This window comes from Azospirillum sp., from assembly GCF_035627195.1.
In the GTDB taxonomy this organism is placed as follows: domain Bacteria; phylum Pseudomonadota; class Alphaproteobacteria; order Azospirillales; family Azospirillaceae; genus Azospirillum.
This window is the reverse complement of record NZ_DASPMG010000148.1, coordinates 1-19,363: the sequence shown is the minus strand read 5'-3', so window position 1 is coordinate 19,363 and position 19,363 is coordinate 1. Positions and strand designations below refer to the sequence as shown.

Here is a 19,363-nt window from a genome sequence, read left to right as displayed (position 1 = left end):
GGAGGAGGGGGGCTTCAAGGGATCATCAGCGCTTCAGGCTGATGATCTCCTGCAGCATCTCGTCCGACGTGGTGACGATCTTGGTGTTGGCCGAGTAGGTGCGCTGGGTGACGATCAGCTTGGTGAACTCGTCGGCGATATCGACGTTGGAGTTCTCCAGGCTGTTGACCTTGATGTTGCCCGCCCCTTCGATGCCGGTGTACTTGGCCAGCGGGTCGCCGGACTCGATGGTTTCGGAGAAGACGCCGCCCGACTCCCGCTTCAGTCCGTTGGGGTTGTTGAACATGATCACCGGGATGCGGGCGACCTCGCGGCTGGTGCCGTTGTCGAAGTTCACCACCACATAGCCGCCGTCGGTGATCTGCACGTCCTTGAAGTTGCCGCGCGGGCTGCCGTCGGCGGTGGCCTGGGAAACCGACACCACGTTGCCCTCGAACTGGGTCAGGCCGTCGGCCTCCTGGAAGTGGCCGAGGTTCAGCGTGATCTCCTGGTCGCCGAAGCCGTAGTTGACGCGGAAGCTGAGGTTGGCGGGGGCGCCCGGCTCACGGCGCACCGGGGTGGTGGCGGTGCCGTTGCCGACGCGCGCGGTGTCGATGCGGGTCAGCGTGCCCGGCGGCGAGATCACGCCGGTCAGCGGATCGGTGCCGCCGAACGACAGGCCGATGTGGGCCGGGGTCGAGCCGGAGGTGGCCGTGGGCGTGGAGACGAACTGGCCGCCGTCGGCGGTCGAGGACAGCGTCAGCACGCCGCCCACCGACGCCGCCGTCACCGGGATGCCCAGGGCGTTGACCATCGTCGCTATGCGCGAGGAAATGTCGTTCAGCGACATCTCCTCGCCGGTGGTGCGGTATTCGATGGTGCGGTTGAAGGCGGTCGGCGTCGAGCCCGGCTCGACCTCGATGGTGCGGCTGACCGTCTTGCCGGTCAGCGTCAGCTGGTTGCCCGAGGCCACCGCCGTCACCGAGGCGCCGCCGTCGTTGTTGATCTTGTCGCGCAACGCCAGCATCACGCCGTTGATGTCGTTCAGCTCGCTGGCGTTGTCCTCGGTCACCAGGATCGAGTACTTGGTGCCGTCCACCTGGAACTGGTAGGTGTCGCCAATCGAGATGTTGGGGCCGGCGAAGCTGACGTGGCTGATCTGCGGCTGGGTCGAGGTCGCCGCCTGGGTGCCGGTGCCGGTCAGGTCGATGGTGCCGGTGAAGTAGGTCGGGCTCTTGAGGTTGACGGCGTAGATGGCGCCCACGTCGCCCATGGTGCCGGTCAGCGAGATGGTCTGGCGCTGGCGCACGCCGGCGACGTTGGTGGGCAAGGTGGACTTGGCCGTGGTGTTGGGCGTGGCCGAACCGTTGGAGACGCTGGCCACCGGGGTCGTGAACGGCGTGGCGAAGGCCTTGCCGGTGAGGCTCAGCAAGCTGCCGCTGGCGGTGGCGATCACCGGCGTGGCGGTGTTGGCGTTGATCTTGTCGGCCATGCGCTGGACCACGCCGTTGATGTCGCCCAGGCCTTCGATGTTGGCGGTGGTGATGGTCAGCGTGTACTCGCGCACGCCGCCGGCGACGGTGGGGTCGGGGGCGCTGATCTTGAAGACGTCGCCGACGTCGATGCCCGGCCCCGAGAAGGTCAGCGAGCTGATCTGCGGCAGCGTCGAGGTGGCGGTCTGTTGCAGGAACGCCGAGCCCACGGTGTTGGTGAACGGGATCGAGTTCTCCACCTTGGCGGTGGAGGCGAACCGCGTGCCGGGCCGGGTCGAGGTCAGCTCCAACCGGCCGCCCGGCTCGGTGGAGGCGGTGACGCCGGTCGGCGGCACGGCCGAGTTGATCTTGTCGGCCAGCGCCGCGGCCACACCGTTGAAGTTGGCCAGCCCGCCGATGTTGGCGGCCGTCACCTGGATCGAGAACGGCTTGCCTTCCACCGTCACCGCGTAGGTGTCGCCGACTTTGATGTTGGAGCCGGAGAAGGTGTGGGTATCGACCTGGGCGCGCGGCTCCTGGCCTTGCGTCACCGGACCCGGCGTGGCGCCGACGGCGAAGCCCGGGAAGGTGCCCTGAATCGGCTCGACGGTGCTGTCCGGCGTGTCGACGTCCAGGCGCCAATCGTTGGCCGACTGCTGGCGCCACTTCAGGTTGATGGTGCGCGGCGCGCCCTGGGCGTCGTAGATCTGGATCGGCGTGGGGGCCAGCGGACGGTCGAGGTCGGGGGTGGCCGGCAGGTTGACGCGCAGATCGATCTTGGCGGTCGGCACCGGGTTTTCACCCAGCGACGACACCCGGATCGGCCGCAGCGTGGTGTCCTCGCCCTTGGTCACCGGATCGATGGAGAAGCCGTTGAGCGCGAAGCCGGCGCTGTTGACGAGATAGCGGTCGCGGCTCAGGTCGAAGTCGCCGGTGCGGGTATAGACCGTGGTGGCGCTGCTTTCCTCGATGCTGGACGCCCCGATCGCCGCGGACGCCGGCGGCTCCGCCGCCGAGACGGCGAAGAAGCCCTGGCCCTGGATGGCCATGTTGGTCGCGTTTTGGACCTGGGAAAAGTTGCCCTGGATGTTGTTGGTGAAGCTGGGAGCCGCGACGACACCGCCCGGTGAGTGGATATGGCTGCTCGATTGCAAGACCATGGTCTGGAAGCTGGTGTCGACCCGCTTGTAGCCCACGGTCTGCGCATTGGCGATGTTGTCGGAGATGTGGCCGAGCGAACGCGATTGCGCGTTCAACCCGAGGACGGCCGTGGCCATTGCGCCGAAGATGCTCATGTTACCGGGTCTCCACCAGGCAAAACCATTCTTTGGTCAGGATGGCTTGCAAACTTCGGGCCACTCGGCGCTATCGGCTAAGTCATTGAAAAAAGGCAATATTATCCGAGGCTCATGGTGCCCGGGATGGGGGTTTTTGCCGGGTGCCCGGGTCAGATTTTCCCAGGGAGGGCGGAACACCGGCCCGGCCATGCCGGACAGGGTTCACGGCTTCCATCAATCGCCTTTGGTATCAGGGGCGCCGGGAGGCGTGCGGTGTGACGATAAGCCGCAATCCCGCCGGATCAGTAGCTGACCACGTTGAATTTGCCTTCCTCCGGATCGTACACGAGGCGCTTTGACGGCTGGAAAAGGCCCAGCGAAATGCCCAGTTGCCTCATCTCCGGGGGAAAAGAGCTTTTGGCCAGGACACGCACCTTCGCGCTGCGCACGTCCCAGTCGATTTTCCCTTTCCTTTCAAGGACGCTCCGCGCCTCGGCGAGGTAGGCCTGCGATTGCTCTTGGGATCGTTGGCGGTCGTGGCGGCGGAACACGGCGAGCGGCGCGTCCACGGCGACCAGCGGAGCGAGATCGAAGAACCGCGACCACAGCTCGAAGTCGGCCGCGAGGGAGAGGCCCTTGTCGAACGACGCGCCCGCCGCGTCCCAAAGACGGCGGCGCCAGAAGGTGGCTTCCTGCTGGATGTACCCCGTGCTCGGCAGGCCGAGCCCTCCCAGGTTCTCGCCTTTCGCGAAGTCGTCCTTGTTGAAGCCCGGCATGGGATGGCAGCTGTGGACGATGCCGAAGGCGTCGCAAACCATGGCGAAGCGCGACGTGATCCACTCGATCTCCGGGAATTGATCGAAGATCCGGGCCACGAGACGGAACGTCCAGGGCAGGTAGAAGTCGTCGGCGTTGAGCCAGCCCATGATCTCGCCGTCGGACAGGCCGAAGCCCTCCTGCACGGCGGCATACTGCCCGCCGTCCGGCGCGCTCCGCCAGCCGTGCAGCCGGCCGGCGTATTCCTTGATGATCTCGGCCGAACCATCGGTCGATCCGCCATCCATCACGATATAATCAACGGCAGTGTAGTTTTGGCTGAGGACCGATTCGATTGCCGTTCGAAAATAAGAGCCGTGATTAAATGATGGAGTGACAATGGTGAACTTCACGAGATCCTCCCTATAGTATCATGCCGGATATTTAGGCCATTCTATGAAAGCAACATTTTCAACAGGAGAATGGATAAGCGGTTTTCACCTTCAAGGGCCCATCGCGAGGCCCGCAACGTCAGGCGCGATCCGGCGCACTGGAATTCAAGGACCGCTTCGGATGTGGGCGCGTGCTCATGGGCGACCGGCACGGAGAACCGGCCGATCTCCCGACCGTCTTGCGAAACCGTCAGAACCTGATCCGCCAACCAGTTTCGCAGAACAAGCCGGACCGTCCGTTTGCCGGGCGGGGGCGATGCGAACTCGATCTTGCCTTCTTCCGACAGCCACCAGTAGATCGGCGGCAGGATCGAGGAATGAGCCGGGGCCAGCCGCTCGTGGATGCCGCCCACCGGGCGCCAGCGCTGATGGTCGATGTCGGGCATCACGGGGGCGGGCAGGGGCGGGGCGGCGCGATCGAACGAGATCTTGCGGGGAAGCGGTTCCTTGAGTATCCCCCGGCGCTCCAGGAAATGGTAAAATCGGTGGTAGAGCGCTTCGAGGCTGAAATGGGCCTCGATGCGCAGGCGCCCGACCGTCGCCACGGTCTGTTGCAGATCCTGGTCGCGCAGGGCGCGGTTGATGCTGGCGGCGAGCGCTGCGGCGTCGATGGTATCGACGAGAATGCCCGTGACGCCGTCTTCGATCGCCTGGGGAACGCCGCCGGTTCGAAAAGCGATGGCGGGGGTTCCGCAGGCCGCGGCTTCGATGAAGACCTGCCCGAACGCCTCTTCCAGGCTGGGGCCGACGAGCAGGTCGGCCGCCGCGAGATAGTCGGGCATCCGATCCTCCTGCAAGATGCCCGTGAAGATGACCTTGCCCTCCAGTTCCGCCAGCAAGGCCGGGGGCACCGCATGCTGATAGCCGACGCATACGATCTGCACCCGATGGCGGCCGACGATGTCGAGCGCCTCGTGCAGGTATTTCATGCCCTTGCGCTCGTCGGAGAAAGCGTAGGCCGCCATCAACACGATGAAGGCGTGCTCCGGAAGCCCGAGCCGCCGGCGGAGCCACACGCGATCGCCGGGCATGAAGGCCTGCGTGTCGAGACCGTAGCCGAAGCAAAAATCCTCAGTCCAAGCCGGTCTGGAGGGGGACAGGTGCCGCGCCGCGAACTCGGCGAGCCAAAGGCTGCCGCTTCCCGCGTGGACGTTGGGCAAGGCGAAGAAATCGCGCTTTTGCCGCCAGGCGGCGGCGATCTTCGACGGGGTAAGCGGCGGGTATTCCGTCGGGGTGGAGCAGTCGTCCTTGCAGCCCTCGACAAAGGCGGCGCATCGCTTCGTGTAGGCGCAACGCCCGGTGATCCACCACTGGTCGTGCATGACGGCGAGAATCGGCGCGATGCTGGTCAGCGGCCATAAGATCGCGCTGTCGGGCTGGGCGCAATGGATGTTGCCGACGACGATGAGGTCGGGTGCGAAGTTTGCGATGGTTTCCACGCAAGAGGCCGCTTCCGCAAAGGCGATGCGCGAATAGGTCCGGTCGTTCATCGCGACCGGCAAGACCTCGTGTCCGGCAAGGCGGCAGGCTTCGGCAAGGCGTCGATGGGCGATCCCGGCCCCGCCGTTGAACGCGACGTCGTTAAAGAACGCCAGCCGAAGCGGCGCGTTCGCCGTCCGGAGCACCGGGCGCGGCGGCGGCCTCTCGTATGTCCGGCGCAGCGCCTCGGCCCATTCTTGCAGTTCGCCCTTGTAGGAGGAGCACGCGGTTTTTTGCTGCCCATGCTCCCGGAAAATGGCGATCGGCCGCCCGACGACCCGCAAACGCGCCTTCTGGGCGGCAAACCGCACCCAGAGATCGTAGTCCATCGAGTAGTAGAGGGTTTCGTCGATGTAACCGCCCGCTTTTTCGAAGAGCTCTCTCGTGAACATGACCTCGGGCTGGTAGAAGAATTGCCCCTTGAGCCAGCAATTTTCCATGTCGAGCAGGTCGTCGATGGGCAACACGCCGTTGTCGCACGCGGTCAGGTGCTCATGCCTGATGACGCCGCCGCGCTGCACCTGACAGATGCCGGCGATCATGTCGGCATCGCCTTCAGCGAAGGCCAGGGCGGCGGCGTACAAGGCGCCGGGGGCCAGCATGTCGTCGCTGTTCAGCCATGTGAGAATGGTGCCGGTGGCGAGCCGGAACCCCTTGTTGATCGCGTTGCTCTGCCCTTTGTCCGGCTCGGACACCAGATGGGCCAGGCGATCGCGGTAGGCGTCGAGCACCTTCAGGGTGTCGTCGGTGGACCCGCCGTCGATCACGATGTGCTCATAGCTGGGATAGTCCTGCCGCAGGACGGACAGGATCGTCTCCTCGATGAAGGCGCCCTGGTTGAAGGAGGGGGTGACGATCGAAATCCGGGGCCATGGGCGGCCATCCGGCATTGACCGCGGAAAAGCCTTTCCTGCACCGCCCCTGTAGGGCCAGCCAAGCAGCCGGACGGGGTGATGGAGGACGATTTCCCGATCCAGGAGCGCTACGCGGTCTTCGCCATTTTCCGCGGTGAGTTCCACGCGATGCGGCAAGTCGTCGAGGAATCGTTCCGGCGCCTGGGCGGTGAACCCGTGGGAGCCGCTTGGCAGGCCGATCGCCGCCAGGTCGGGGCGGATGTGCCTGGACGTCACCTCCTCCCGGTGATCGCCGTCGATGGTAAGGATGAGCGAATACGGGGTGTCGGTGGCGTTGGCGCATATCCAGCCCATGATCAGGCCGGTGCCGGTCACCGTGTCGACGGCGAAGCGCAGGGGCGGGATGCAAACCCGCAACGCCGGCCCGATGGACACGGCCGCTTCGGAACAGGCGATCGATATCTCATGCTCCCGGCCGTCACAAAACCGGGCCGGCAGGTATGCCTCGAAGGAACAGCGGCCGTTGCCGTATCCCGCTTCCTCGAGGTCGCGGCGAAACGTGTCCGCGATCACCGTCAAGACTGGCGAACCGTCGACGCGGATATCGACGGTAACCGGCGCCAAGTCCGAGAAAGCCCAACCGGAGATCGCTCCCGTGGAGGAAAAGCCATCCAACTGGCCGGGAATTTTCCTGGCTCCCTTCGAGAGAGAGGTCTTTTTCCGGGCGCGCTTGCGGGAAGATGCCGGCCGCGGCGGGTCGGAAGCCTCTCCGGCCGGGACAGGCCGGGGAAGCCCGGAAGCGGCATCCGAATCCGTGGGCTTGACCGTGACCGACCGTATGTTGCCCGTTCCGGCGTTGCTTTTGGGAAGGCCGATCACAATGTCGTCGGCCTTGAGCGGCAACGCCCAGGCGGGGACCTGGAACAGGGCGTTGAACGAGGGCTCCCCCCCCGTTCCATCGCCCCGCGGTTCGACCGCCTTGCATTCAGCCTTTCCCAAGACAATTCCGCGCGCCAGGATTTCGATGAAAAGCTCCTGGTGGTCTCCTTCAATCTCAATGGAGCCGGAAAGCTCTTTTGCAAAATCTGGGAAAATCACGCGCACGCAAATGGGATGTTCGCGAGATTTGGCCAGATCAAGCACGGATTCCATTGTACGTATCCTTCAAGATGCCGTGTAGAGAGGCCAGTAGCCATCGGCGCACTCGTCGATGCCCACCACCGGCGCGATCGCTCCCGCCAATCGCTCCCACAGACCGGGCTCGGTCAGCCCCCGCTTCAGGACGGCCCTCAGGCTGTCGGGATTGCCGCGCGCGAAATGCAGGCCATCGACGCCGTCGCGCACGCTTTCGGCCATGCCGCCGATGTCGCCGCACAGCACCGGCCGCCCATGATGGAAAGCTTCCTGGATCACCAAAGGCGCGTTTTCCCACCAGATCGACGGGATGATCACCCAGTCCACGTCGCGGATCAGTCGCGGCACCTGATCGGCGGTGTATTTGCCGCCATGGCGCACGACCCGCCGCGCCGCGGCGACGTCGTCCAGGAAGCCCTGCCGGAAGGAGTCCGCCTGGAAATCCAGGCCGCCGTGGATGGTCAGGGTGAAGTCCGTCTCACCGCTTTCCATCAAAAGCCGTGCCGCCTCGACGGCGACGCGGGTACCCTTGAAGGGGCTGACGTTGCCGAACACGGCGAAGGCGTCGCGGCGTCCGCCCGACGGCAGGGCGCGCGGCGGGACCGGCGGCGGCAGGGCTCGGCCGTTGCGGATCACCGTGACGCGGTCGGGATCGATCCCCCAGGCGACATAACGGTCGCGCAGGAACCGGCTGGGGGCGACGAAGCGGTCAACCGCCGACAGGTGAGTCTTGAGGTTGATCTCGCGCAGGCGGAAGGCGTTCATCGGGATGTCGGGAAAGCATCTGGCGCAAGCGCCCGGCGTCGGGCGGTCGCACAGGTCAAGCTCCGGCACCTTGAGCATGATGCCGTTGTGATGGCACAGCGGATAGTAATCGTGCAGCGTGACGACGATCCTGGCCTTGGGCAACAGGCGCCGGACCAGGGCGATGGCCTCGACGCCGATCAGCAGCAGATGATGGAAGTGGACCACGTCCGGCTCGAATTCCTTCAGGAATTCGGCGAACTCGGTGAACACACCGAAGACGTCGGCCTGTTGCATGAAGAACGGGTCGAAGTGACCGGCCCACAACAGCATGTCGTTCGCGCCGCGATCCACCGTCTGGAAGACCGTTCCCGCCTGACGAAGCCGGTGAAGCGGGTCGACCCCGCCGATGAAGAAGGTCGCCACTCCCGGCCGGCGTGCGACGGCCCGCATCAATTCCCGCGCGAAAATTTCGGTCCCGCCGGCGTGGAGCCGGGGGTCGTTATGGCAAACGTACAGGATTCGCATCGGCTTCATCTCTCAACCCAATACGCGGCATCGCGGGGGCATGCCGGTTTTTCCGCATTCGCGCCGTTCAGCCGCTGAACAGGCGGGCGACCATCGTCACCAGTCCGACCATGGCGCCGACGAAGCCGACGGTGGAGAAGACCGCGATCAGTCTGAAGGCGAAATCCTTATGCCGAAGACAGCGGCCCTCTCTTGCGTCGGTTTCCCCGAGTTCAATCTGGTTTTTCATAAACTCATCGAAGCGGAGGAGGAAGCGCTCGGCCGTCGCCAGGGATCGTTTCACCTCCTCGACATCCCGGCTTGCCGTTGCCACCCCGGTGCGCAGGGCGCCGGCCTCCCGATGCAGAAGCGACAGCAGGTCCATGGTTTCGACGAGGCTTCGCTCCGTCTGCTCGACCCGGTGTCGCAGGGCCGCCGATTGCTTTTCCTTATCGGTCCGCAAGCCGTCGGCCCCGTCGGCGGGAGCGGGCGCGCAGACCCGCGCGCCGCGCGCCAGCGGTAGGGTGGTGCCCCGGAAACAGGCGCTGAATTCAAGAGGGGGCGCCGCCCTCAGCTCGGCGGGCAGGTCGAACACGAAGGCGTGGCGGCCGTCGCCGATGCCCAGGTCCAGAAGATCGCCGCGAAAGCGGTTGGCCGTCTCGGTCCCGATGAGCCGGTCGCCGCGATAGAGATCGACCTCCAGAATCCGCGAAGGGTCGCCGGGATTCCAGGCCCACCCGTAGACACGGCCGGACTCGATGGCATCGATGAAGCCGCAAGCCCCCGGTTGCGGCCCGGACCCGCTGTCTTCGAGAGACTGACGGCGATCTTCTTCCATGATGTCGGGCATGGCGGTTTTACCGATCAAGGTTCGCGCATCGCCCGGTGCAGCCCGTCGGTGATGGGAGAGATCAGGTAGTCGAGGGCGGTGCGCTCCCCGACAACGATCATCACATCCGCGGGCATGCCCGGAGAAAGCTTCAGGTGCCGGATGGCGGCACGGGAATCCGCCTTCAGGCGAATCCGGGCGCTGTAGTAGGCTTCACTCGTCGCGGCGTCGACCAGCTGGTCGGCCGAAATCCGCACGACCTCCCCATACAGAGGGGGCATCTTGCGCCGGTTGAAGGCGGTGAGAGCCACCTCGGCCGGCAGGCCGGCGTGTACGACATCGATGTCCTGCGGCTGGACGCGGACGTCGATCAGCAGGTCGTCCTGTTGGGGGACCAGTTCCATGATCGTTTCGCCGGAGCGCACCACGCCCCCCTTGGTGAAGACCTTGAGATCGACGACGACGCCGCTTTCGGGAGCGGTGACGGTGGCGCGGCGCAGGACATCCTCCGCCGCGACCAGCCTTTGCCGAAGGTCCGCCAACTCCTTGTCCACGGTTTCCAGCTCGTCGGCGATTTCCCGGGACCGCTGGTTCTCCAGGTCGATGATCTGGAGCTGGGCGCTCTCGATGCCGCGTTGGGAGCGGGCGAGCGAGGCCGCGAGGCGTCCCAGGTCGCCCTCCAGTCCGGCCGCCGTCCGTTGCAAGGAGAGATAGCGCGGCCGGCGCTCCAGGCCTTTGTCCAGCAGCTCCTTGACGGCCGCCATCTCCTCGCGGGTGTACTGAAGCTGGGATCGGGTTCCCGTGATTTCGCTTTTGAAGGCCTCGATCTCCTCGCCGGTCTGCGCCGCCTGCTTGCCCAGCAGGGCGATCTTGCCCTGGTGCGCGGCGCGGCGGGCCAGGAGCTGCTCGCGCTGTTGGTGCAGGAGGAGTGCCACGTCGGGGCTGTCCGGGCGAAACCGCAGGTCGTCCGGAAAGGCGATGGTGTCCTCCCCTTCCCGCTCGGCGTGCAGCCGCGCCCGGCGGGCCAGGGTGGCGTCGAGCTGGCTCTGGAGGACGGCGCGCGCGGCGCGGGCTTGCGTGTCGTCCATCGCGATGAGGGGTTGACCGGCCTCGACCCGATCGCCTTCCTTGACGAGGATCGTCTTGATGGAGGCGGTGTCCAGCACCTGGATGCTCTTGCGGTGGGTTTCCACCTGGAGGGTCCCGCGGACGATGATGGCGCTGTTCAGCGGCATCAGCGTCGCCCACGCGCCGAAGCCGGCCATGGCGGCAAGGCAGAGGCCCAGAAGCCAGCTCAGCACTCTTCCCAGGCGCGGCCGGTCCTCGATCGTCGGCGGCACGGTCATCACCGCTCACCCGCGCGCGGCCGGGACACCAGGCCGACCGGCGTCTTCGTGCCGCTGTTCCCGCCCGTCAGCGACGCCAGGATCTCCTCTCGCCGGCCGTAGGCGGTCAGGGCGCCGTCCTTGAGCACCAGCAGCTTGTCGAGCGCCGCCAGGAGGGAACGCCGGTGGGTGACCACCACCACCATCCGGTTTTCCGCCGTCGCCGTTTCGATCGCCCGGCGCAACGCCGCCTCGCCCGCCTCATCCAGATTGGAGTCCGGCTCGTCGAGAACCAGCAGGCTGGGGTTGCCGAACAGCGCGCGGGCCAGCGCGATCCGCTGGCGCTGGCCGCCGGTCAGGGAAAAGCCCCGGTCGCTGACCACGGTGTCATAGCCCAGCGGCAAGCCGCCGATCAGGTCGTGGACGTCGGCCATCTTGGCGGCCCGGACCACCTCGGCGGGGTCCGCCTCGGCGAAGCGGGCGATGTTTTCCCGGATCGTCGTCTCGAACAGCGCCACGCTTTGCGGCACATAGCCGACGTAGGACCCGAAGCTCTCGCGGTTCCACAGGTGGACCTCGTGGCCGTCCAGCTTCAAGGCGCCGCCCGTGGGCTGCCACAGGCCGACGATCAGGCGGGCGAGCGTTGATTTGCCCGCCCCGGACGGCCCCAGGATGCCCAGGCTTTCGCCGGGATCGAGGCGGAACGACACGCCGCGCACCACGGCGCGGCGGTGGCCGGGCGGCACGAAGACCAGACGATCGGCCTCCAGGCACCCGTCCGGGCGCGGCAGCGCCATGGTGGAACGCTGGAGGAGGTCGGCCCCGTCGAACGTTCCGCCCAGCCGGCGATAGGCGGCCCAGGCGTGAAGCCACTGACGCCAGCCGTCGATCAGCTGTTCGAAGGGCGCCAGGGCCCGGCTCATGATGATCATGGCAGCGAAGATGCTGCCGGCCGTGGTCAGGTTGTCGAGCGCCAGAACCACCCCCAGGCCGATGGTGCCGACCTGCACCATCATGCGCAAGGCCCGCGACAGGGCGGTGATCAGGTTGGCTCGCCGCGTTCCCCGGGCGATCGCCGCCAGCGTGCGGTCGTGGCTGGCCTGCCAGCGCCGCGCGATCCGCCCCATCAGGCCCATGGCCTCGATCACCTCGGCGTTCTGAAGGGCGGCGCCGAACTGGTTGTAGCTGCGGATGGCGGCGTTGTTGGCCTCGGTGATCGGGCGATGGGTCACGATCTCGTTGAGAACGCCGATCGCCACCATCACGGCGCCGCTGACCAGGGCGAAGACGCCGAACGCCGGGTGCAGCATGAACAGCACGGCGAAAAACAACGGCGACCACAAGAACTCCATGGCCGACACCACCCGGCCGCCGGCCATGAAGTGACGCAGGTCGTTGATGTCCCGCAAGGCCTGCCCAGCGTTGCCCCTGTCGCGCAGCGAACGGGTGACGATCGCTTCCAGGGCGTCGAGGCTGAGGCGGCGCGACAGCCAGTTGCCGAGAATTCCCAGGACTTCGAGGCGGATGAATTCCAGAAAAACGTTGAGCAGGATCGCGAAGAACACGATCAGGGTCAGCGCCGCCAGCGTGCTCAGGCTGCCGCTCGACAGCACCCGGTCGAACACCTGCGTCATGTAGATGGGGCTGAGCAGGCTGGCGAGGCTGGTGAAAAAGGAAATCCCGGTGGCCAGAAGAAGGCCGGGAACGCAACGGCGCAACGTCCGCGTCAGGGCTTGCGCCCCGGTCCGGTTCGGCGATGACCCCGGTTCCGCCATGATCAGGCGCCCCTGTTCAGCGGGACGCGCCAGCGGTCCTCACCGGCCATCAAGGCGGCCATGTCCGGCAGCCAGCGGGACGAGTGAAGCCATTGGTTGTATTCTGACGCCAGGGTTTTTGTGTACCCTTCGTGCAGCTGGATGGACTGCCGCTCGAAATGATAGAGTTCCACTTGCGGCAAATACCAGCAGCTCCGCCCTTCCCTGCGGATTTTCAAGCAAAAGTCCGAGTCTTCATAGTCGCCGACGACATAGTCTTCCGTGATGCCGCCCACCCGCTCGAACAGGGCGCGTCCGACCAGGGCGCAGGCTCCCGTCACGCCCGGAACCTCTCGCGCCACGTTCAACGGTTTGTAGTCGCGCGGGTAGCCTTTGAAGAAGTGGCGGTTGTACCAGCGACCGCGATCGTCGGGGGCGAAGTACAGCCCGGCGTGCTGGACGGAATCGTCGGCGAAGAGCAGCTTCGGTCCCACCACCCCGATGGACAAATTCGCCTCGGCGGCCTGGACCATGGCCGGCAACCATCCCGCCCGCGCCGGAATCACGTCGGAATTGAGCAGCATCAGGAAGTCGCCGCGCGCGGCACCGGCGCCGGTGTTGACGGCCGGGGCGTAGCCGTGGTTGCGCCCATGGATCAGCAAGCGGAAGGGCAGGGCGTACACGATGAACAGCTGCCGCAGCCGGTGGACGAGCTCCTCCTCCTGCTCGGGTGAATCGAGCACATAGATCAGGTCGATGTCGGCGCGATCCGGGTCCATGGCCAGGGCCGCCATCTGCGGGCGCAGGAATTCCAGGTTCCGGTACAGGGGAACCACCACCGAGACGCGTGGTCGCGGCGCCGGTTCACCCCAGCCGTCCTGATGGCGTACCCGCGGTCCCGACAGATGCGTCCGCTGCAAGGATGCCACCGCCGGTGCGATCGCCTCGGCCATGCACGCCCCCCGCGCCTTCTGCGCCGGCAGGCTGCCGAGCACGGCGCCGCGCGCCGCCGTGGCATCGGCCGGCGGCATCGGGGTCACCCCCATCAGCGTCGTTCCGCTGCGCAGTCGAACCTCGAAACGGTACGCGCCTCCGGGGAGCGGTTCGGGAGACAGGCCGGCATGAGCGATGAAGCTCGTGCGATCCGGGTGGGCGGGAACGCCGCCCTCCGGCTCCGGCCACTGGAAACGGTTGATGTCCAGTGGAATCCGGGTGCCGGAGGGCGATATCAGGGTCAGAGCGGCCATCAGGCCCAACGGGTCCACCCGCCAGCCCTTGGCGAACAGGCCGCCGTCCTCGGTGCGGACGAGAGCGTCGATCCCGGCGCCCAGCGGTCGCCCCTTGGGCAGGATGGGGCGCGGCGCTTCGGGGAAGAGCGCCAGCGCCTCCCGCAAGCCGGCGCGCAACGTTTCATCCCGGCCCAGGAAGGGCTTCAGGCTCGCCAGCAGATGGTTGCGGACCCGGATGGCCGCGTCGGCGGGAAGGGACTGCAAATAGGGCAAAAGCTCCTGGCCACCCGACCCGACCGTGCAGACCTCCAGGTTGGCGCGGTCGTCAAAGATCAGCAGATGGCTCTGCCGGCCTTGTGATTTCCGTCGCGCCAGAATGACTTCCAGCTCCACGCCCCGACCGTCGAGAGACGGGCCGAGCCGGGTGGGACGCAGAGGGTTGCGGCGGATCACGGTTTCGTCGATCAGAACGGCGCTCACGGGCGCCCCGGTCAGGCGATCGCTGGAGACGCGGCCGAAGATGAAATCCGGCGACAGGGACACCATGCGCGTGAGCGGGAGAGCGCGCGGCTGCAACAGCGCCATGAAACGTCGGCACAGCCGGATATAATCGGGATCGGCCGGCAACTGGAACCGGACCCCCACCGTTTCAAGGAAATGGCGGAAGATGCGCCGTCGACCCTCCGGCGTCAGCGGGGATACCAGCTCCTCGGGCTCCAGAACCGGCACGCCGTCCGCCCCGTGGTGCCCGGCCCGCAGGATCGTCGCCCCCGCCGCGGTGAGCAACCGGATATCGTAATCGCGGGCGTCATGGTCGGCCGGCAGGCGCGCCACCGTCAGCACATGGTTTTCCCCGTTCTGCCGCGGCAGACGCAACAGGGTCGGCGGACCCACGGGGTGGGAGTCGACCGTCACGCGACACCGGCCCAAGGGTGGGTCATCCTCGGTCAGCGCCCCCCAAAAGCAGACAACATCCCTGCCCAATCGCCGCAAAACGGAAGAGGTGTGATCGGGGAAGGTCTGGGAAATCAACATAAGCTCAAATCACGTGAAAGGCCGCACCGACGGAACGCGCGCCTGACAATTCTCGTCAGCCGATCACCCGAGGAAGCACGTCCGGCGCGGATTCACGCGGCCAATTCGAGCGCGGTTCCGCCGGGTTGTCCCAGGGGTGGACGCATCAAATGATGCGAATATAGTCGTCGATGTGCCGGATGAGGTCGTCCGCGCTGACGCCGAGCAGGGTGATCGAATGCTCGGCCCCCAGGAAGATCACCGCGTTTCCCGAAGGGTCGGTGTTGATCAGGGCCACAAGATCGTTCGGCGCGGCGACGCTCAGGCCATCGACATCGTGCGCGATCTCCAGGACATCGCCGGTGGCGAAGTCGGTGATGACATCGTGGCCATCGCCGGTGGCGATGACGAAGACGTCGCGGTCTTTGCCGCCCACCATCACGTCATTGCCGGAACCGTCGTGAATGACGTCGTTCCCGGCGCCGCCGATCAGCAGGTCGTTCCCGGTGCCGCCGATGACGAGGTCGTCGCCGGCGCCGCCCGCGACGGGGTCGTTCCCGGTGTCGCCCGCGACGGGGTCGTCGCCGGTGCCGCCGAAGACCAGGAGGGAATGGTCGCCCGCGCCGTCGTCATCATCCGTGGCCGCGCCGCCGGCGCCGACGATGTGCGCCTTTTCGCCCTGAACCGCGCGGCCCGTGCCCGCATCGAGAGGGCCGCTGGTTCCGCTGGAGAGCGTCGTCACGCCACTGGGGACTGTCGCCATGGATCACCTTTCCATAGTGTCTTTGCCATAGGGGGAGCTGATTACCAGTTGTATAGAAGGTCGTTCAGCGCCAGGACCGCGAGGTCGACCGTTCCCTTGATGCCCACGAACTCGATCCGTAGCGTGTCGTCGCCGGCCATGCCCAGGGTAAGGGTTCCTCGCTTGTCCGCGTTGTCGCCGTTCCAGTGCCACTCGCCGGCCTGATCCACCGCCGACGCGGAACCCGCCGCCGTGGTGGTGAAGAAGGCGGCCATGGCCGCCGATGTGCCCGTGGGGGTGGCGAAGGCGACCTTGGGATCGGTCGTCTGGTCGCCGGTCAGGCTGTAGGCGAGACTCCCGCCGGACGCGGTGGCGTCCGAGAAGCTCAGGCGGTCCTGCCCGATGCGGAAGCCATGGATCGTGTCGACGCCGAACGTGGTCCAGTGATCATGGACATCGATGGGAGCGGTGCCGGCCAAACTCCGGATGAATTGGAAGAAGTCCTCGCCGGCGGAGGCGACGAGCGTGTCGTTGCCGCCGCCGGGCTGTATCCGGTTCTGGGTTCGCGTCGAATCCCGGCTTTCGGCGTAAACCCCGCCGATACCCGCCGTGCTGGCGAGGCCGGCGAAGATCAGCACGCCGCTGTCGTCATCGGAATCGCCGATCAGATCGTTGCCGAAGCCGCCGATCAGGGTATCGGCGCCGGTTCGGCCGCTGATGATCGTATCATTGCCCGGGCCACCGGCCAGCACGTCCGAACCGGCCCCGCCGTCGAGGGTCACGGCGGCGGTGACGGCGGCTGCGGAGATCGCATCGTCTCCATCGCCACCCACGACATGGGAACCGGACGCGCCGGTGAGCGTGATGACGTCGCCGCTGGCGTCGCTCCAGCCGTAGAGGTATTCCACGCCAGAGGCCGTCAGAACGTTGGCGCCGGCGGCGAGCGTCAGGCTGTCCTCCTGGCCGCCGGCCAGGTTGATGAAGCCGCCCGTAACCGCGCCCCGCAGGGTAATGACATCGGAGCCACTGTTGCCCACCACCGTTTCGATGCCACTGGCCATCAAGGTGTAGCCGGCGGCGGCGCCAAGGATCAGGGTATCGCCGCGGCCCGCCCCCAGATGGACCTCGCCGGTCATGCCGGCACCCAGGGTGATGCGATCGTTGCCGGCGCCGGTGATGATCGCCTCGAAGTTCTTGATGTGGACGGTATCGTTGCCCGCCCCGAAGTCGATGCGGTCCTGGCCCCGGTTGCCGATCACGGTTTCGATGCCGCTGGCCACCAGGACGTGCCTGGCGGCGGCTCCAAGGATCAGGGTGTCGCGGCCCGCCCCCAGATGGACCTCGCCGGTCATGCCGGTGCCCAGGGTGATGCGGTCGTTGCCGGCGCCGCCCACGATGGCTTCCGCGTTCGCAACCGTGGCGATGTTGTTTGCCGCCGTGAAATCGATCCGGTCGAGCCCGGTCCCCAGGTTGACGACACCACCCGCCATGGCGGTCGTCACATGAATGTGGTCGGTGCCACGGCCGCCCGCGATGGTTTCAACCTGACGCACCGTCAGCCGGTTGGCGCCGTTGGCGAGGGAGAGACGGTCCGCCCCGCCACCCAGATCGATCAGGCCGGATGCCTGCGCGCGGCCCAGGCGGATATCGTCGGCGCCGCTGCCGCCCAGAACGCTCTCAATGTCAATGGACGTCAGCCGCATGCCGACGTTGCTCAAGCGGACGATGTCCGACCCTTCCCCACCATTGGCGATACCGGCATTGCGGGTTCGTGACGTTTTATAGTTGATAACATCATTGCCAAATGAACCTGTAAGGGTATCTGTTCCTCCGCCGCTGATCAGGGTATCGTTGTCGTGCGTGCCTGACAGTGCCTCACCACCAGCTGTACCTGTAACTTTTGCCATATTAATAATCTCCAATGGTCGGCCTTAAGCTGACTGACAATCGTTATATGGTGCAACCGCAAGCCATGCAATCGTATGAAAGGTCGTTCGAGGCTCTCCAAAGCGAGTTGTTGTGAACAACGGAATTGGTTTGCCGATGTCTCCAGAAACCACGGAAATTCCGCAAAGCGCTCCACACCAAAAACGAGAAATTCTATTAATGCGTCAACGGATACGGAATATTTCCAGCATTGCAGCCGGTCCAGACCGTTCGATAAAGTTGTGGGCGTGCGGCATTTTGCCTTTGCGGAGTGGACAGGTTTCCGCAGAAACGGCCTGTTTGCCAGGACGATGCCATCTCATTGGCAAAGCTATGGTGGCGCTCCACGCTATGGTCGAATTTTCATGAAATACCTGTTTGTCCATCGCCATTTTCCTGGACAGTACAAGCATGTTATTCAAAGCATTGCGGCTGATCCAAAAAATGAAATTATCTTTCTGACCAAAAATAGAGGAGGCCGGATTTCCGGTGTCCACTCCATCGTTTATCAGCCCGACCGCCGGCCACTTCCTTCCGCTCATCCTTATGTCCACCGTTTTGAAGACGGCGTGCTCAGCGCCGATGCCGTTCGGCGCGCGGCAATGGAACTGCGCCGCCAGGGCTTCACTCCTGACATCATGGCGACTCATCTGGGCTGGGGTGATTCTGTTTATTTAAAGGACGTCTGGCCAAACACTCCGTTGCTTGGATATTGCGAGTTCTTTTATCGCCTTGGCGAGGCCGACGTCGGGTTTGACCCCGAATTCCCTTCGCCTCCCGACAGCGCGTACCGGCTTCGCACCAACAACGCCGTGTTCCTGATGGGACTGGATGCCATGGATTGGGGCCACAGCCCGACCCACTGGCAAAGGAGCCTTCATCCGCCGCACTACCAGGACGTCATTTCCGTGGCTCACGAGGGGGTGGACACGGAAAAGGTAAAGCCGCGCCCGGATGCCGGGCTTTCCGTGCCCGCCCTGTCCAATTCCCTGACGAGGGAGAACCGGATCGTCACGTACGTGGCCCGGAATCTGGAGCCTTACCGGGGCTTCCACAGCTTCATGAGGGCGGTTCCGGAGATACACAGGCGCGATCTCCGCGCGCATGTCGTGGTGGTGGGCGGCGACGGCGTCAGCTACGGCCAGCCTTTGCCGAACGGCGAAACCCATCGGCACCGCATGATGGCCGAGGTGGGCGGGCAGATCGATCCCGCCCGGCTGCACTTCCTGGGGTCGGTACCGTATGACCGCTTCCTGGCCGTCCTCCAGGTTTCATCGGTGCATGTCTACCTCACCTATCCCTTTGTCCTGTCCTGGTCGCTGCTGGAAGCCATGGCGACGGGATGCGCCATCGTCGGATCGGCCACGCCGCCGGTCGAGGAGGTGATCGTCGACGGTTTCAACGGACTTCTTGTCGATTTCTTCTCGCCCCCACGGATCGCGGAGACGATCATCGAACTCCTGGCTTCCCCGTCGTACCGCGACGGCCTGGGGGCGAACGCCCGCCAAACCATTCTGGAACGCTACGATCTGGCCTCGGTCTGCCTGCCGGCCTTCTTGAGCATGGCGGCCAGCCTTGCCGAGGGGCGCCGTCCCGCCGTCAACACCCCTTGAATTCCCAAGATAGTCGAGGCTTTCGAACAGAAAGGAAGCGAGCAATAGAATAACTTCCGCCACAGCTGTCGCTCCGGCTTGATGAGCGGCCTCCGGCTGTTCCGGGCGCTTGCGCCCCATCCTCCGCCTTAAAAACTGACACGGTCCGTTCGTCCTTGAGACTCAGGGTTTTTGCGGCTCCGAAGGCCGTTCGTCCGTGCGACCGTGTCCGATTTTTCCTGCGACAAGTCCGTTCCTCGTGAGACGAGCCGGGGGGGCGGACGTGCGACGTCCGACA

At 65.6% G+C, this 19,363-nt stretch carries 11 protein-coding genes and 1 pseudogene; 1 reads left to right on the top strand and 11 read right to left on the bottom strand.

Annotation, left to right across the window (positions count from 1 at the left end; translation table 11 throughout):
• Nucleotides 1-25: 25 nt before the first annotated feature.
• From VED21_RS13790 to VED21_RS38970, 11 genes and pseudogenes are all read right to left on the bottom strand, one after another.
• Nucleotides 26-2,746, bottom strand: coding sequence for a flagellar hook-basal body complex protein (locus VED21_RS13790; protein ID WP_324882945.1), 2,721 nt, complete (start codon nucleotides 2,744-2,746; stop codon nucleotides 26-28).
• 284 nt (nucleotides 2,747-3,030) lie between these two features.
• Nucleotides 3,031-3,897 carry a glycosyltransferase family 2 protein gene (locus VED21_RS13785; protein ID WP_324882944.1) on the bottom strand — a complete coding sequence of 289 codons (867 nt, stop codon included), beginning with the start codon at nucleotides 3,895-3,897 and terminating at the stop codon, nucleotides 3,031-3,033.
• A 41-nt stretch (nucleotides 3,898-3,938) separates the two neighbouring features.
• The gene (locus VED21_RS13780) at nucleotides 3,939-7,421 is read right to left on the bottom strand and encodes a glycosyltransferase (protein WP_324882943.1); all 3,483 of its coding nucleotides are present in this window, start codon (nucleotides 7,419-7,421) and stop codon (nucleotides 3,939-3,941) included.
• A gap of 12 nt (nucleotides 7,422-7,433) precedes the next feature.
• Entirely contained in the window at nucleotides 7,434-8,675 is a 1,242-nt protein-coding gene (locus VED21_RS13775) for a glycosyltransferase family 4 protein (protein WP_324882960.1), read from the bottom strand.
• 67 nt (nucleotides 8,676-8,742) lie between these two features.
• A complete protein-coding gene (locus VED21_RS13770) occupies nucleotides 8,743-9,504 on the bottom strand; it encodes a hypothetical protein (protein ID WP_324882942.1) in 762 nt (253 codons plus the stop codon).
• 14 nt (nucleotides 9,505-9,518) lie between these two features.
• Entirely contained in the window at nucleotides 9,519-10,829 is a 1,311-nt protein-coding gene (locus VED21_RS13765; RefSeq protein WP_324882941.1) for an HlyD family type I secretion periplasmic adaptor subunit, read from the bottom strand.
• On the bottom strand, nucleotides 10,829-12,583 hold the full coding sequence (locus VED21_RS13760; RefSeq protein ID WP_324882940.1) for a type I secretion system permease/ATPase: 1,755 nt from the start codon (nucleotides 12,581-12,583) through the stop codon (nucleotides 10,829-10,831). Before VED21_RS13760 ends, VED21_RS13765 begins: the two co-directional genes overlap by 1 nt.
• Before the next feature lie 2 nt (nucleotides 12,584-12,585).
• Nucleotides 12,586-14,706 carry a glycosyltransferase family 2 protein gene (locus VED21_RS13755; protein WP_324882939.1) on the bottom strand — a complete coding sequence of 707 codons (2,121 nt, stop codon included), beginning with the start codon at nucleotides 14,704-14,706 and terminating at the stop codon, nucleotides 12,586-12,588.
• Between the two features lie 265 nt (nucleotides 14,707-14,971).
• Entirely contained in the window at nucleotides 14,972-15,568 is a 597-nt protein-coding gene (locus VED21_RS13750) for a hypothetical protein (RefSeq protein WP_324882938.1), read from the bottom strand.
• 41 nt (nucleotides 15,569-15,609) lie between these two features.
• On the bottom strand, nucleotides 15,610-17,265 hold the full coding sequence (locus VED21_RS13745; protein WP_324882937.1) for a hypothetical protein: 1,656 nt from the start codon (nucleotides 17,263-17,265) through the stop codon (nucleotides 15,610-15,612).
• 81 nt (nucleotides 17,266-17,346) lie between these two features.
• A pseudogene (locus VED21_RS38970) lies at nucleotides 17,347-17,454 on the bottom strand (hypothetical protein); the annotation flags it as partial.
• Between the two features lie 384 nt (nucleotides 17,455-17,838).
• Here VED21_RS38970 and VED21_RS13740 point away from each other — a divergent pair.
• Nucleotides 17,839-19,086 (top strand): glycosyltransferase, encoded by a 1,248-nt coding sequence (locus tag VED21_RS13740; protein WP_324882936.1) that lies wholly within the window; start codon nucleotides 17,839-17,841, stop codon nucleotides 19,084-19,086.
• Nucleotides 19,087-19,363: the final 277 nt, after the last annotated feature.

Excerpts from the sequence above, each read along its gene's own strand:
- VED21_RS13765 (WP_324882941.1), bottom strand. The coding sequence starts at position 10,829 with ATGACCGTGCCGCCGACGATCGAGGACCGGCCGCGCCTGGGAAGAGTG.
- VED21_RS13760 (WP_324882940.1), bottom strand. The coding sequence starts at position 12,583 with ATGGCGGAACCGGGGTCATCGCCGAACCGGACCGGGGCGCAAGCCCTG.
- VED21_RS13790 (WP_324882945.1), bottom strand. The coding sequence starts at position 2,746 with ATGAGCATCTTCGGCGCAATGGCCACGGCCGTCCTCGGGTTGAACGCG.
- VED21_RS13770 (WP_324882942.1), bottom strand. The coding sequence starts at position 9,504 with ATGCCCGACATCATGGAAGAAGATCGCCGTCAGTCTCTCGAAGACAGC.
- VED21_RS13750 (WP_324882938.1), bottom strand. The coding sequence starts at position 15,568 with ATGGCGACAGTCCCCAGTGGCGTGACGACGCTCTCCAGCGGAACCAGC.
- VED21_RS13780 (WP_324882943.1), bottom strand. The coding sequence starts at position 7,421 with ATGGAATCCGTGCTTGATCTGGCCAAATCTCGCGAACATCCCATTTGC.
- VED21_RS13740 (WP_324882936.1), top strand. The coding sequence starts at position 17,839 with ATGAAATACCTGTTTGTCCATCGCCATTTTCCTGGACAGTACAAGCAT.
- VED21_RS13775 (WP_324882960.1), bottom strand. The coding sequence starts at position 8,675 with ATGCGAATCCTGTACGTTTGCCATAACGACCCCCGGCTCCACGCCGGC.